Here is a 14,239-nt window from a genome sequence, read left to right as displayed (position 1 = left end):
TTTGAATAGGCATGATCCATTCGTGACCACAATCACGGCACATCCAGCCCGAGCCCCATGCAATGATGTCTTGCTCAGAAGAACAGTGCGGGCATGTGTGGGATGCGATGCTGGTGGGGTTAATAACGTCATGGTCGGCTCCTTTCTTTGTGTGATGGAAGAGAGGTAAGTAATTGTGATATCAATCTAAAATGCGGTAAGGCCGCGATAAAACTGTTTTGTTGTGACAGTTGCATCACTGCGTGTTTCGGTGTGAAGGGGGTATTGAGTGGTTGAACTTGCTGGATATCATCTAACAACAGGACATGTACTTGCTGGTGGTATTCCGCCAATAAATACCACTGGCCTTCACGGTAAATCAGTTGATAGGGTTGTAGCGGATTAAAACGACGTTCAGGCGTAAGTAGGCTAATAGATTGCTTACTGGTAATGGCATACACCAATTGATAGAAATGGTCGGCATGCAAAGCCGAAATCTTATGGGCATGATGCCAAATCAAACAAGGCGCATGGGGCTGCTGGGTTAATAGTAATCCGAGTAAGCGACTGTCTAGCCCCGGAAATAATCGAGTCATCCCAATCTGTTTCACAAAGGTAAGAACATCTTTGTCTCGATAAGCTTTTAGCGTATTGATGGGCAAGCGATAACAACCTTGCCGACCTTCTACACCCAGATAAGCCAAGCGTTCACGTAAATCCCGTTGTAACGTGCGTTCAGAAACATTGAACTCTTGGGCTAAACATGAGAGCACAAGGCTTTCTCCTGCCATTAAGCGGGCAATCAGCGCAGAGAGTCGCACAGCCATGCGGTCATATTTTCGGTTAATCTGAAACATAACGTATTGCTCTCAATAACAGACGTTAGGAAATTAAGAAGTGAGGGAGTTTAACTTAGGGGATTGACAGGTTATGTCTGTTGGGAAAAATTCTCATTAGGCATTTTGATGAAAAATCACTATAAGTAATTCATTGATAAATAACGTTATGCTTTTTATTTGAACGATAAGAAAGTAAGGCGTAACGACACAACCTGTCAGGGCGGGAAAATTAGTTGGGTTGGCGAGGGGCAAGTTGGTTAAATAAGGTATCTGCCATCACCCACAGGGCTTTATTGAGTTTGATATCGCCATCAATCCCATTCACCGAACGAGTACGAGCGCGTTTACCTTTTGCAGTTCTGCCTGATAATCCCCCTTTAATCAGGTTTTCTTGTAGACGTTGGTACACCGTCCAAAGGTCTTCTTTTTTATCTTCAAAGCGTCGAGGCTGTAGAACTTGCTCTCGCGTGACGGGCTGGAACTCTTCACCAAAGCGGTAGGTCAAAGCCGCTTCAGCAAAGGCTTGCTGGGCTGGTGGCGGTAACAATAACGACTGCATACTTTCGCGTTTTTCAGCCACTTGCTCAAATGTATCGAGTACCTCATAGGCCCCTTCAATCACTTTCCCCACCACATCCCCTTTATGGGGGACACGCACTTCACCTAATACATCACCGCACACCAAACCGTTGGAGCATACAGCTCTAAAGAGTCCCGGCAACATCTGGTAGCTACTCGAACCGTCATGGCTATTGAGCAAAATAATTTCAGGCACTTGTACGCCCGTAATTTGGTCATGTCGCCGCAGCCTCAACATATGCTTGGTGTGCTCTCGACGGCTGACATCACGCACTCGAGTCTGGCAGGCAAAGAACGGATAAAAGCCTTCTTTTTGTAGGCTGTCTAACAAGGTGATGGTGGGAATGTAAGTATAACGTTCACTGCGTGACCCATGCTTATCTTCGGAGAAAACGCTCGGTACAGTACGAAATAATTCTTCAATGGTGAGTGGACGGTCACGACGAATACTGTTAGCAGAGCCAAAACGCGAAGCTAATAAACTCATGATAGACTCCTGATTAATCAATTAAGTGGAAAATGGCAGCGGACTCGGGATGTTGTGAAGCATAGTCACGCAACTGATAAAAGCGGTCGCACATCACTTCGCTTTCTGTTTGGAATGACCAGATGCTGTACAGGATAAGGCATATTACAATGCCTGCGGCTTCTTGGCTCACGGTGGCTTCATTGCCGTTGTGCATGTTGAATAGGGTTAAGGTGTCCGCGTTGATATCGGGGTAGATAAAGGCCCCCCATTGCTGAGTACACCATACTCCCAGTAACCGCCATGATACTCATCACTGAATTGGCCCATCGTGGTGAAGATCACCACTTCAAAGGTGGTCCAGCCTTTAACTGCACCAAAATAGTTGAACCAAAAATCAAGGCGTTGTTCATCAGGGACTAATTCCATTGTGATAGAGGATTCGGTTGAATGATTCATAAGTTGAGACTCCAATAAAAAGAAATAAAAAAGCGCCAATCCCGTTAAGGACTGGCGCTGAGAGTGATGAATAATGAGTTAACGTAGGAGGTTAAAAGAATAGGCTCCACAGGGATTTAGCAACGGATACAATGCTGTTTTTGACTGTACCAATCGTACTTTTCATCAAGGCAGGTAGGGGAAGGATGTCTATCAGCGTATCGACGATATCGCTGACGCATTGCCCAAAATCGTTACGTGCTGAAGTTTCTACAAATTGCGTCCGGTAAGTGTTGTTCAGTTGCCTAGCCACACCGCTACTGGCTTTCGCCGGTAACGCCAATATTAGTTGCTCTGCTAATTCAGTGAGTTGATAGTTTTCGATTGCAGATACAACCATCACAGGATGATGCGGCTTAAATGCGGTTATCACGGCTTGTTGCTTCAATTCTAAGCTAGCCGCTTGCTCAGGGGATGGCTGGTGGCTCAGTTCATTCCACTGGCGGCAGGGTTCTATTTTGTCGGCTTGGTTCAGCACAAATAGAAAGCGACTTGGTTGATAACCACATTGCTCAGTGAGAAAGCGATAACACTGTTCATCAGAAGACCACGCTCTATCATCGGCCTTAAGTACCCAGATGATTAAATCCAGCTCTGGCAGTAAGTTACGATAGAGCTGGTGGTACTCTCTATCCCGCTCAAGGCTTTCACCTACACCGGGTAAATCAACAAAGGTGAGTGTATGGCTCTTCATTGTCATACTGAAGCGTTGGGCTTGTCGTGTGCAGCCAGAGACATCACTCACAGGCGATAGCTGGGATTGGAATAGGGCATTGATTAAGCTGGATTTGCCAGCCCCTGTTTTACCCATCAGGCCGATGGTGGGGGAGTAGTTGATTAGGTGATTGAGTTGGTTGAAAAACAGATTTTTAAATGAAGCAGGAAAGGCGGATATCACCCTTCCTAATTCGGGTTGTAGGTTCATATTACATCCTTGAAAAATCATTGTGGCTATTCAAGTTAATAATATATATCTGTAATTTTTTTAATTTTCCTTTTTAGCTTCCAATATTAACTTTTCTAATGGTTCCTCTGGTAAGTCAATTTGATCAATCATAGCTTCAATAATTTCATTAATATTTTTATTATGATGCTTTGCTATTTTTTTTAATTTTAACTTTGACTCTTTAGATATATAGGTATTCAATACCTCTTTACCTTTAACTCCATCACGGAATTTCTTTTGACTCCATGCTTTTCTTGTTCGCAATAAAAAAAGCTTAACATCAGATACTTTTGAATCAGTTACGCAGAGAAATAAAAAAAAATCAAAACATGAAAGAACACACTTCCATCCATCATTTTTAATTAAAACATTAACATCATTATCACGCCAAATATTTATTTGCCTATCTTTCATTCTAGACACTATCCACTCTAGTGAACCTATACTTTTAGGTAAAAAAGAAAAAGGATTTTGATATTCCTGATAATATGAAAGATATGTTTTTTTCATTTCATTTACATCTGTAATAGTTTTCTTGTAATCAATGACAACTGTAATAAAATCAAGTAATGCTATCATGTAATGAAAAGGCATATCCTCACCATTTAATGAGTATAGATCTATAGGTGAGAAATTTTCGGTGGCAATAATAGAAGGAGGGAAAGCCCCATTTTTTAAATTATAGTTATATGTTTTCATTAGATAATTAACAACCAAAAATGAAAAGCGTTTATCTTTAAAAAAACTTTCCCCGTTAACTAAATTTCTAAGTAAAAGAAGATTAACCTCATCAAAAAAGCCTTCACTATTAACCCCACTCTTCTCTAAAAATTCTTTCATTAAAAAAATAATTTCGGAATCATTTTTTTCAAATTGATTCTTGGTAAAAAAACCAAGAGGAAAAGCTTTATTACTCTTGTAGATAAGATACTCACCAATATAAATCTTTCTATATTTTAGATAATTATCATTAATTTGAATTTTTATACTTTCTTCCATTTTCATCACTTTACCCTCATTCAATCTAGTAAGTAACCATAGCACAGACTAACACTGTATTTTACGTAGCATTGATTGTGTCATAATAGGTCATTTATAGCTTGTATATCGTGACATAAACCAAGAAAACAATATCAAGTATAGCTAAAAACCAAAGAAACTAATATCTGAGTAGATAGAATTAGCGGGACTGTGCGTATAGCCATTAATGACGGCTACACAGAGTATGTGTGTGAAGATTTGCGTGTTGGTATAGTATTATTATTAATAAAGTCACTCATTGATTATTAGATATCACCCTGTCACCTATTACGTAATTTATATAGACCATAATTTATAAACGATAAACTCATATTTTTAACAACACCGATTCTAGATATGAAATAAAACCAACCAAAGGTATAAATCATGTCTAGCAACACCTACAATGAAAATTACATTCAAAAAATAAACCACACCATTCGTAAATCACTCTTAACCTGTAATCGTATTACAGCTATCCGAGTGGACTTGCGCTTCCCATCAGAAAATATATTTCATTTTAGCGATTCCAGAGTTATCACACGATTCTTCGAATCCTTAAAAGCAAAAATAGACGCTGACCTAAAACGTAAAAATAAAGCATGGAAACGCAACCATTCATGCCCCTTGTTTTATGTATGGGTCAGAGAGTTTGGTGAGATAAAAAACAAAAAGCATTACCATGTCCTTTTGCTATTAAATAAAGATGTTTATTGGAACCTAGGTGATTTCATCAAAACTGAAGGAACACTCTATGCATTAATACAGCAGGCATGGTGTAGTGCTATTGGTGTGAATGAGCGTTATTTAGTTCATATCCCAGATAACGCCGTTACTTGGCTAGATAACAATAATGCCAACAATGAAAGTTCGATATTCGAATTAAACCAACGCTGTCGTTACTTAGCCAAAGAGCATACAAAATATTATGATGATGGCGAGCGTTCTTTTGGATGCAGCCGTTAATCTACTAAGAAAAAACATGAGGGGGATATCTTTTGGAAGAGAGATATCCCTAAACATTCATCGATATCCCTTCTGCCTTTTAACTTTAAAGACAGGAGTTCAATAATGAGCACTCAAGCGATTCCCTTATTAGATGATCAATGCGTTGATATGAAATTTATAACCCGTTTAACTGGATTAACTGATAAATGGTTTTATAAATTGATCCAAGATGGTGAATTTCCAAAGCCGATAAAACTGGGACGTAGCTCTCGCTGGTTAAAGAGCGAGGTTGAAGATTGGCTACAAGCACGTATTGCCGAATCCAGAGTCTAACCATCACATCATTCCCCTATTCTGCGTTAGTAACACCAACATTTAAGTCACACTGGAAATTCAACAATGAGAAAGTATCATAACTTTCATGAGACATAGCTACGCCATGAACAACACTGGCTTGGCGGCCTTACCAAATTCGTAGTTGCTCAGGGAATGTGCCATCCCTATATCAAGAATAGCCACAAACTGATAGTAGCGAATATAGTACAAACCTAAAACGCCTATTTCGTATTGCACCGCGGTATGCTGCAATAATGCGTTTCGCCTCTCGCTGGGTAAAGTCTCTAAACAAGATTGCAGCATTATCGAACCCGCTTTCTGTGTGTATATACTCATAGAGCCGCCGATTAACTCAGTGCTTGACTCGCTGATATTTTGGTTCGTCCGCTGCTTATTCATCCTTCAATTGCACGTTATTGATAAGGCCATTTCTGTACCGCTCAAGGGCGTTTACAAAGTTTTCCTTCTGAGCCCATGTAGTGGCATCGCGTTCAGTCAGATTTATGATTTCATCCACATAGCCTTTTGATAGTGGAATGACCAACGGAAAACTACTCTTTTTCTCACTATCAGCTATCCGAGCTCCCGTATCCAGCCAACAGGCAACTAGGTGTACATTCGTTGGGTCCCAACTCGAGTGTTGAGTCCGGCAAATCCTTTTAACCCGATAGTAAAACTGATGCTGCCCATTTCGGGTTTCATTGTTTGCCATCAGCATTAGCATTAGTGGGATGCTCCAGTCCGGCAACCATGTATGTCGCCACATCCCTACACTGTCAGCAACTTCAACCATACGAGTAAATGCCTTAAGCGTAAGTTGACCTTGCCTGCCACGAAGATGCCAACAAATCAAATAAGCAAGCCGAAAAGTTACTGGCTTCATAAACCGCTCACGCCTTAAACGAGCTTCTTCCGACGATAGCGATTTTTCATTACTCTTAAGTGCGTTAAATCTCTTCGACTCTGACCCTAAAGGACAAAACTCTTCACTAGGTTCTTTTTTTGCGTGGCTAAAGCGTGGTGTAAAATCCTCACTTGCAACAAAAAGCCCCTTTTGGTGAACCGATTTGTCACAAACAACACAATAAAGCTCCGGCCAGAATTTCTTCTCTTTGCCCGATATCAAATTGGCGTATTCATCGAGCGTGATGATTCTCCTGATCCCGCTCTCAACTAAAATAGCTGTTTCCATAAGTCCTCCAATGATTTATCGCATTACTCTTCGTCAAAATCTGTTCCCCCGAAATTTCCCCACCTTCATCCGCATCGTCTACGGCATCTGATCTCCATTGTCATCCCGAAGCCCTAGCATGAGGTTATAGCCTGTAAGCAGATCTCGGTCGCCAAGCCTCTGAGGCTAGCCCCTCAGCCCTGCTTTATCAGCTGGCACAATGTTATTAGGCTATCTGCATCTCCGATGCCTTAACCCCCTCAGGTGTTGGAATGAGTGACCACAGACGTGCATCAATTCCGTCATTTTGCAGTTTGCGCATGAAGTAACGGGCCTGAAGGGCGTCATGCGTTGCAATTACAACCTGGAAGCCATGATCAACTATGTAATCACGCAGTAAATCGAATACGGATGCTGCGTGGACCAGGTCATGATGCTGTGTTGGGTCATCCAGAAGCAGGCAGCGCCATGAGGACCACTGGTGTTCCAATGCCATGGAGAGCAAGAAGGTGAGCTGTAGATCAGTAAGCTGAGCTTCGCTCGCTATCGCCGGAACCGGTACTGACTCCCCATGTAACGGAACAGATACTTCAGCATGTTCCTTTCTGTAGATACTACGAAACCCCAAACTGGTGCCAGTAAAGCGCTGTTCCCTGACTACGCGTTTGAGCAAAGCCTGCCACCTTGGAACGACGGAGAGCACATGTTTTTGTACATTAGAGATCTCAGTCGATAGGCAACGATTGAGCGTTTCGATCGCTTCAGATAATTGCAGCAACTGCATCTGATTTGTTCTCTCATTATCAATTCGCAGGCTAAGACTCGTAGCGAATTCCTGCTCCGATGATGTTCCTCGGCGACGATCTATAAGGCCTTGTGCCAAACGACTCTGTTCCAGTTTACTCCAAGTACCAATCTCAATTTTGAGTGTTTGCAACTGTTCTGAATATCGGGACAGGTCAGTAACGGATGACTGCAGTTGAATCTCTTTACTGCTCGCCACTTCGAGAGCGGGATCGCCAGGAAAGGACAGTTGTCTCCATGAATACCGGATTGAGGCTAGCTGAGCCTGAGCGTCAGTAATCTGCTTTTCGATGCCACTTATCTTATTAATAGCTTCAGTTAAAGGGATATTCTGTCTATCTAATGCAGACTGCTCAGCCTCAATTTTCGATTTTAATTCAATTAGTTGAATTGTATTTTTATTTTGTTCAGTGGATAAATCAATCAGCGTTTTTGAAGGGAATGCACCTGCTGTTATTGCAGCTAGTGCAGCGGTTGTTTGTTCAAGACTAGCCAGGGTTCCTGCCCGATTCTGCCGCGCAGTATCCAGCTCGCGAGTCGAAGTTTGGTACGCGTTTTTAGATGCTTCCAATATTTCAGGTGTCGGTAAGGGGGCAAGGTGAAGCTGTTTTTCGTCAAGCTGCTGTTTCGCTGAAGCATTCGATTCTTCGCGACGTTGGATAGATGCTTTCGCTAGCTGTACCGTATCTCCGTCAAGAAGGGTGTTTGTTTTGAGTTGATTGATCTCCGCTACTGAGCGAACGATATCGCCTCGCAGTTCAACAATTTTACCCTGACACGTTTTCAATTCTATTTCGGCATTCGTCACTGTTTCTGTGCATTTCCGCAAGTGATCGGATGCTGCTTTAACGCGCTGTTCTGCTTCGATAACTTTGGGGTCTATAGCTTCTAATGATCTGGTAATGCGTTCATGAAGAACGACAGCGCCGTGTTCCACTCCACATAAAGGGCAGTCCCCGCGATCCTCTGGTAAATGTGCTGCAATGGTGACTACAGATTGCCTTATAGCGTCAGCAGTAGACGTGAGCATCTCATGGAACTGCTTCACTGAAAGCTCATCTGTTTCAGCTGATGCCTTTAACGAGTTCGCGGTATGAAGATGTTCCTGAAGTACACGCTCATGAATTTCCTCATTGCTAACCAAGTCGGTAATAGTCGCAATATGTTGAAGAATGTCTTCCCAGTTCTTGATAAGTTGATGAGTACTAAGTACTTCACTATCTACAAGCTGCAAAGACTTACGCTGTTTATTTATAAGTTCATGTTCAATACGGAGCTGTTCGTTCTCCTCATGTACGTGCCGCAAGGTTGATACCAGAGACTGGGCGTCGACCAACGCTTTGTCAGCTGACGCCAAGTCAAGCTTACGTTGTTCGAAGGCCTCTTTTGTTCGTGCCTCACTATTGAGCCGGTTAAGTTGCTGTATAATTACATCACGCTCTGCTTCAGCTGTGACAAGTTCCTTCTGGAGTTTATCCTTTTTATCAACTAGCTGAGATCGTTCCTGTCGTTTTTGTGTCAGCTCCTCTTTAGCAGTTATAAGCGCATTGCCAAGCTGCTCAGAGCGCGCTTGTTCAGAAACGAACCGGCCAATTAGTCCATCCACTTCCATAAGCGCTGCAATCTGTTCGCGAAGTCGGCTTAGCTTTGCTTGTACTGTTTGCTCTAATGCATCGTGCATTGTTTCCAGATTGCTGATACCCACTGGCGGAACCAGTAAACCTACTGGCAATTGTTCTGCACTCTGAGTATTGCGAGCGATATCTGAGATTGATTCTGCGATGTTTTCTTTACTGCGCAGAGCACCCTGAGATTGTGATGCTGCCTGGTCCCGATCAAGAATCAGACTTTGCCATTCCCCAAACTCAGCTTCGAGCGCCTCAAGGGCTCCCTTTGCTTGCTTCAGCTTCTCAGTGAGAACGCGGCGAATGCCGCCAAGAGCATTACTAACTAGGGTTCCATCTTTACCGATTGGCAAGCGAGCCAGTTGAGCGCCCGCAACTTTTGCATCCGCTTTTACCAGCCATTGTCCCTCGCGCTGATCCAGTAAGTGGGTAAGTCTCAGTAAAAAGGGGATGTCCTCCGAATTCGTACTCGGAAAAAGAGAGCTTAAATCACCAGTCCTTTCGACGTCACCTCCGTTGCTCACCTGTGCAGAGGCTTGTAAATCCCCAAAATCCAATATCACCTTAGCCACTGTCTGGCTGTCCCTGATAATGGGTGAGAGATTCTCACCTAGACGAGAAATATTACCCGTGAGACTGAATTCGATCGCTTCAAAGAAGGCCGTTTTCCCTGTACCGTTAGGGGCCAGTAAAATGGTTGCACCGCCACTGAGCTCAATTTTGGTGTCGACACCGTATCGGCGGACGTTTGAGAGCGTGATAGATTTAAGTTGTTTCATTAAAAGTCCTTCTCTCCAAACGTCGTATCCCTCAGCGAATTAACAATTTCATCGCCAGATTTCTCAGAGAGTAACAATTCACGCCATGTTTCGAGGTGAGGTTCTACCCAAGAGTGTGTTTGACACATCGAGTTCAGAGATGCTAGAAGAGGATCGCTGATATCATTCCCACCTCTCGCAGGTGTTAAAGACGCCAGAAAACTCCGATCAAGGAAGGAGTCAATATCTTCCTGTTTTCTGAGTACCACCTTCCTGCAGAATCGATCGTCCGTTTCGAAACGGGCAGCATCTTCTGACTCAACTCCGTCGATGAGCATAAACATGTAAAGATCTGCTGTCTGCGGCTCTGCAAGTATGTCCCGGATATCGGCGGCCCATCGGAAAGCACCCTGGATATTATCTAGGTTACTAGGAAATGCCGTGATCAATACTGTCCGCCATCCAGCATTTTCTCGATTTATGCGTCTGAGTTGTATTGCAGTCATACCGATATCAATTGAGGGTGAAACCATTTCGTCCACATCTGGCAAATGAACTTCATAGCGGCCCTCAGCACGCTTAGTTATAGCGGTAACGAGTTCTTGGATTGTCGGCATTTCAGGATCCTTTAGTATTCTTCTCAATGGCCGATTCACGAGCGAGCTTTCGATCTTGCCATTGCTTAGTAAAATGTTGGCGTACGGAATCAAGTGTCCCGTTATGTAAATGACGAAACATACCAGACCGCGTGACGAGCAGGTGCGGTTGACGCTCCGCGGCCATACTGGTCGTAGTCTCTGCGTCGTCAGCCATTCCTATATTTAATAATTCTGATGGGGATGTACTCACACCCGATAAGATAACGATGGGATCCGGATTAGGGCCGATAACAGCTATTAATGGATCGTCAGAAAGCTCTCGCACTCCCGAAATACCACCCGCAGGGCCAGACCAGTACTTAAGAGCAATGCTCAATACTGGGCCACCTTCCTGAAAAGATTCCCAGTTATTGCTGCCTTCAGGCAAACCCACTGCTACCAGCAATAAGGTCTCAACAGCGGTAACGAGAAGATTTAAAGTACGAAGGCCCAGGCGAAGCGCATGCTTCTCATTTTTTCTCTCAGTTTTCGGATACAGAAGCTGATCCATGAATTTTCGGCGGTTTTCAGGTGCAGCTGCGAACCCACCCAGCCATGACTGCCAGACCGTCTCCATCGCATCTGCCAGCGCCGAATCTGAGATTGAGCCGAGCTTAGCTGAAACCCCTTGGAGGAGGCGTTGCCATAGCACGTCGTCCATAGCTTTAGCAAGCGCTTCAGCTTCTCCTCGAGCCGCACTTAACGTCTTAAATTCATGATCCTGTGCACACGCTAATCGTTCAGAATTTTCAAGCCAGGGCAGGTCGCTGAAGTCATGTTCTGCACAGCCAAGTGTGTGTCCAATTTCATGACCAACGCTATTGCGCCACGTTAGTTCACCTAACATCAGCCCCTGGCTACCAAGGGGTAAATGCAAAGCCATACGCACGATGGCCGAAAGAAGAGTTAGATTATCTCCTTCTGGGGGGGAGTAATTGGCATACACTCTAAGCTTGCGGTTGCCGGGCTCACTACTCCACATATGCTCAACGACTCCTTTTGCGGACCTTGCTGTTGGACTGGCAAGATCAAGCGTTCCGGCTAATGACCAAGTTTTGCTAGCCACTGTAGAACCGTCGCTTAACTGATACTGCACCCAAGTTTCAACATCAGGGCGCAATTCACTTCGCAGTTCATGAACGACGTGATGGCATCCCAAGGCTGCTACGTCAGATGTTTCTGTAGCGATATAGGTAATCAAGCGGTCCAGTGTACGTTTCGGATCGCTGAAGTTGCGACCAAGGGATTGAATTATCTGTTCTTTTAATGTCGTATCGTTACCGATACAATTGATTTTAACTCGGCGAAGCACATTTCGTATCTGGCTCCAGTCTTCGAATCCACACCAGGTTGTTAGCCATAAATAAGCCCTCGTGGTTGGGCCATCCTGTCGCCTAACTAGCTCCTCTATGCTAAGCCCTTGCTGACGACAAAGATCACAGACTTCTTCTAGATGATTGACTGAAAAATTATCTTTTATCAGCAAATGCAGACCTACGAGTGTGAGTCTGAACTCTCGGTTGGGCGATTCGTCAAATTTTCCCGCTTTCGCGAATCTGGCAAGACTGGAAAACGCCGAGTCTAAAACGGAATTAGCTGGGGAGGTGGGTGAGGAACCCTTTCTGGTTTTTTTAGCAAGTTGTACAGCTTTATTAGGATCTTTGGTACAAAAGTTAGTCGACTGGCGCTTGATCTGTAAATGCTCATAGTGGTCTGTGGTGTGCATGATTACCACATCGTCCCACTCGTCAATGCCACCTTGTTCAGCACCAATTGACAGAGGCGACTGCCTTCCACTTAAGAAATTCTCAAGCATCTCTGCCAGACGTTGAGCAATCACCAACTTTTCATAATCAGACTTCCGTTCCAACCGGAACCTTCTGAGCATTCAAATTTTCCTTATTGCATTTTTCTGTTCTGAACAAATTTTAGTCATCCTAACAGAATTGCCATTGATTTTACAGTGAGTTAACTCTCATCTTGCAGCAAGAAATAAACATCTTTTCGTGATTTTTTGTGTCCTATGCTGCTTAGAAATTCTGAATATCTGTCTGGTTATGTACTAGAGTTAATAGCGACTTATTTGGGATATGTATCAGGGCTAAAGGCTGGTTTTAAACATAATAGGTGAATGAGTGGAGGCGGTTCACAGTGCACAGCAGACAGGCTAAGTAGTCATTAGTCTGCTTTGAACTAGGAGCGAGCGTCATCATTTCTTCGCTCATGGCTGCGATAATGACCTTTCTGATGCCTAAGCAGCAGTAATAAACTTTGGGAGCCTCTTGAGGCGATGGCTGAAGCCATCGCCAATCAGCAACTGAACTATTCCAAATGATAAATGCAGAATAAGAGATAAAACGCCTACTCTTTAGCCATCTACACATAAAGACAGCTATTTATCACTAAAAATTCACACTAACCACATTATCCAAATTCCCCTCCAACTCACCCATGTAATCCGCATACCACTGCATCATTTCCCTGCGTCCATCCATATACTGAGCATGATTATACGTACCACGGATCGCGTTCTTATCGATATGCGCGAGCTGGGTTTCAATCCATGCTGAATTAAAACCCTTCTCATGCAGAATCGTACTCATCGTGTGGCGGAAGCCGTGTCCTGTCAGCCTTCCTTTATACCCCAACAACTCAATAACCTGATTCACGCTTTCTTTACTGATCGGCTTTCTGTGATCGTTACGGCCTATAAACACAAGCTCATAATGCCCTGACAATGGTTTGAGTGAATTAAATAGCTCGATCACCTGTTTAGATAATGGCACTACATGTGGGCGCTTCATTTTCATCACTTCAGCCGGAATTTCCCAAATCCCTTTTTCTAGATCAATATCCTGCCAACGGGCAAAACGTAGTTCTTGTGTTCGTACAGCCGTCAGCAAAATAATTTTAGTTGCCGTTTTGGTGATCACACTGCCCGTATAACCAGCTAAATCTTTCAGAAAATAGGGCAGTTCTTCAGCGGTTAAAAACGGGAAGTGTTGTTTCTTCGGCGGGGTTAGAGCGGTAGCCAAATCAGGTGCAGGGTTGTATTCGGCTCTGCCAGTGATGATCGCGTATCTGTACACTTCACCGCAACGCTGGCGGACTTTACGCATCTTCTCTAAGGCACCGCGTTTCTCCATCTTACGCAGCGTTTCCAGCAGCTCTAACGGCTTGATTTCCGTTATTGGGCGTTTACCGATATAAGGAAAGATATCCTTTTCAAAGGTATCAATAATTTCGTCACGATAACGCAGTGACCAGCGATCGGCTTTCGATTTATGCCATTCGCGGGCAATAGCTTCAAACGTATTTCCCGTACTGAGCTTTTGAATCGCCTTCTCTTCTTTTTTGACTTCTCCGGGATCACCACCAGCAGCGAGTACTTTTTTTGCTTGGTTTCTCATTTCACGAGCTTCAGCAAGTGTCACGGTAGGAAAAACACCAAAAGCTAATCGTTTTTCTTTACCACCAAAGCGATACTTCATTCTCCAGTAGCGTGAGCCTTTTGCTGTAACTTCAAGGTATAAACCACCACCATCAAAGAGTTTATATGATTTCTCTTTAGGCTTTGCAGTCTCTACCTGACGGGCGGTTAATGTCATTGGGGGCACCTCATTTTGGGGTTA

General features: G+C 43.8%; 12 protein-coding genes and 1 pseudogene. 2 read left to right on the top strand and 11 right to left on the bottom strand.

The genetic code is table 11. The features are described 5' to 3' along the window. Positions 1 to 128: 128 nt before the first annotated feature. The 5 genes and pseudogenes from LDO51_RS19630 to LDO51_RS06650 all read right to left on the bottom strand — a co-directional run bounded on the left by LDO51_RS19630 (position 129) and on the right by LDO51_RS06650 (position 4,312). Complete coding sequence (locus LDO51_RS19630; protein WP_225576805.1) at positions 129 to 836, bottom strand: helix-turn-helix transcriptional regulator; 708 nt, start codon at positions 834 to 836, stop codon at positions 129 to 131. Positions 837 to 1,047: 211 nt separating this feature from the next. After that, complete coding sequence (locus tag LDO51_RS06665) at positions 1,048 to 1,884, bottom strand: DUF932 domain-containing protein (protein WP_225576804.1); 837 nt, start codon at positions 1,882 to 1,884, stop codon at positions 1,048 to 1,050. A 13-nt stretch (positions 1,885 to 1,897) separates the two neighbouring features. Beyond that, positions 1,898 to 2,322, bottom strand: a pseudogene (locus LDO51_RS06660) (antirestriction protein). Between the two features lie 91 nt (positions 2,323 to 2,413). After that, on the bottom strand, positions 2,414 to 3,286 hold the full coding sequence (locus LDO51_RS06655) for a GTPase family protein (protein ID WP_225576803.1): 873 nt from the start codon (positions 3,284 to 3,286) through the stop codon (positions 2,414 to 2,416). 60 nt (positions 3,287 to 3,346) lie between these two features. Further along, positions 3,347 to 4,312 carry a hypothetical protein gene (locus LDO51_RS06650; protein ID WP_225576802.1) on the bottom strand — a complete coding sequence of 322 codons (966 nt, stop codon included), beginning with the start codon at positions 4,310 to 4,312 and terminating at the stop codon, positions 3,347 to 3,349. A 402-nt stretch (positions 4,313 to 4,714) separates the two neighbouring features. Here LDO51_RS06650 and LDO51_RS06645 point away from each other — a divergent pair, with 402 nt between their 5' ends. Next, positions 4,715 to 5,293, top strand: a complete 579-nt coding sequence (locus tag LDO51_RS06645; RefSeq protein WP_225576801.1) for an inovirus Gp2 family protein — start codon at positions 4,715 to 4,717, stop codon at positions 5,291 to 5,293. Positions 5,294 to 5,398: 105 nt separating this feature from the next. Continuing rightward, entirely contained in the window at positions 5,399 to 5,608 is a 210-nt protein-coding gene (locus LDO51_RS06640) for a helix-turn-helix transcriptional regulator (protein WP_225576800.1), read from the top strand. A 99-nt stretch (positions 5,609 to 5,707) separates the two neighbouring features. Here the strand turns inward: LDO51_RS06640 and LDO51_RS06635 are convergent, their stop codons facing one another. The 6 genes from LDO51_RS06635 to LDO51_RS06610 all read right to left on the bottom strand — a co-directional run bounded on the left by LDO51_RS06635 (position 5,708) and on the right by LDO51_RS06610 (position 14,215). Further along, on the bottom strand, positions 5,708 to 5,947 hold the full coding sequence (locus LDO51_RS06635) for a hypothetical protein (RefSeq protein WP_225576799.1): 240 nt from the start codon (positions 5,945 to 5,947) through the stop codon (positions 5,708 to 5,710). Between the two features lie 55 nt (positions 5,948 to 6,002). Then, entirely contained in the window at positions 6,003 to 6,803 is an 801-nt protein-coding gene (locus tag LDO51_RS06630) for a hypothetical protein (RefSeq protein ID WP_225576798.1), read from the bottom strand. Between the two features lie 205 nt (positions 6,804 to 7,008). Continuing rightward, the gene (locus LDO51_RS06625) at positions 7,009 to 9,990 is read right to left on the bottom strand and encodes an AAA family ATPase (protein ID WP_225576797.1); all 2,982 of its coding nucleotides are present in this window, start codon (positions 9,988 to 9,990) and stop codon (positions 7,009 to 7,011) included. Next, entirely contained in the window at positions 9,990 to 10,586 is a 597-nt protein-coding gene (locus LDO51_RS06620) for an ABC-three component system middle component 1 (RefSeq protein ID WP_225576796.1), read from the bottom strand. Before LDO51_RS06620 ends, LDO51_RS06625 begins: the two co-directional genes overlap by 1 nt. A 1-nt stretch (position 10,587) precedes the next feature. Further along, positions 10,588 to 12,477: an ABC-three component system protein gene (locus LDO51_RS06615; RefSeq protein ID WP_225576795.1), complete on the bottom strand. Its 1,890-nt coding sequence runs from the start codon at positions 12,475 to 12,477 to the stop codon at positions 10,588 to 10,590. A 532-nt stretch (positions 12,478 to 13,009) separates the two neighbouring features. Further along, the gene (locus tag LDO51_RS06610; protein ID WP_225576794.1) at positions 13,010 to 14,215 is read right to left on the bottom strand and encodes a tyrosine-type recombinase/integrase; all 1,206 of its coding nucleotides are present in this window, start codon (positions 14,213 to 14,215) and stop codon (positions 13,010 to 13,012) included. Positions 14,216 to 14,239 lie beyond the last annotated feature (24 nt).

Origin of the sequence: Providencia alcalifaciens (assembly GCF_020271745.1) — a bacterium.
GTDB classification, from domain to species: Bacteria; Pseudomonadota; Gammaproteobacteria; order Enterobacterales; family Enterobacteriaceae; genus Providencia; species Providencia alcalifaciens_B.
Note: the sequence above shows the minus strand (reverse complement) of the source record. Positions and strands in the feature narration are given on the sequence as shown.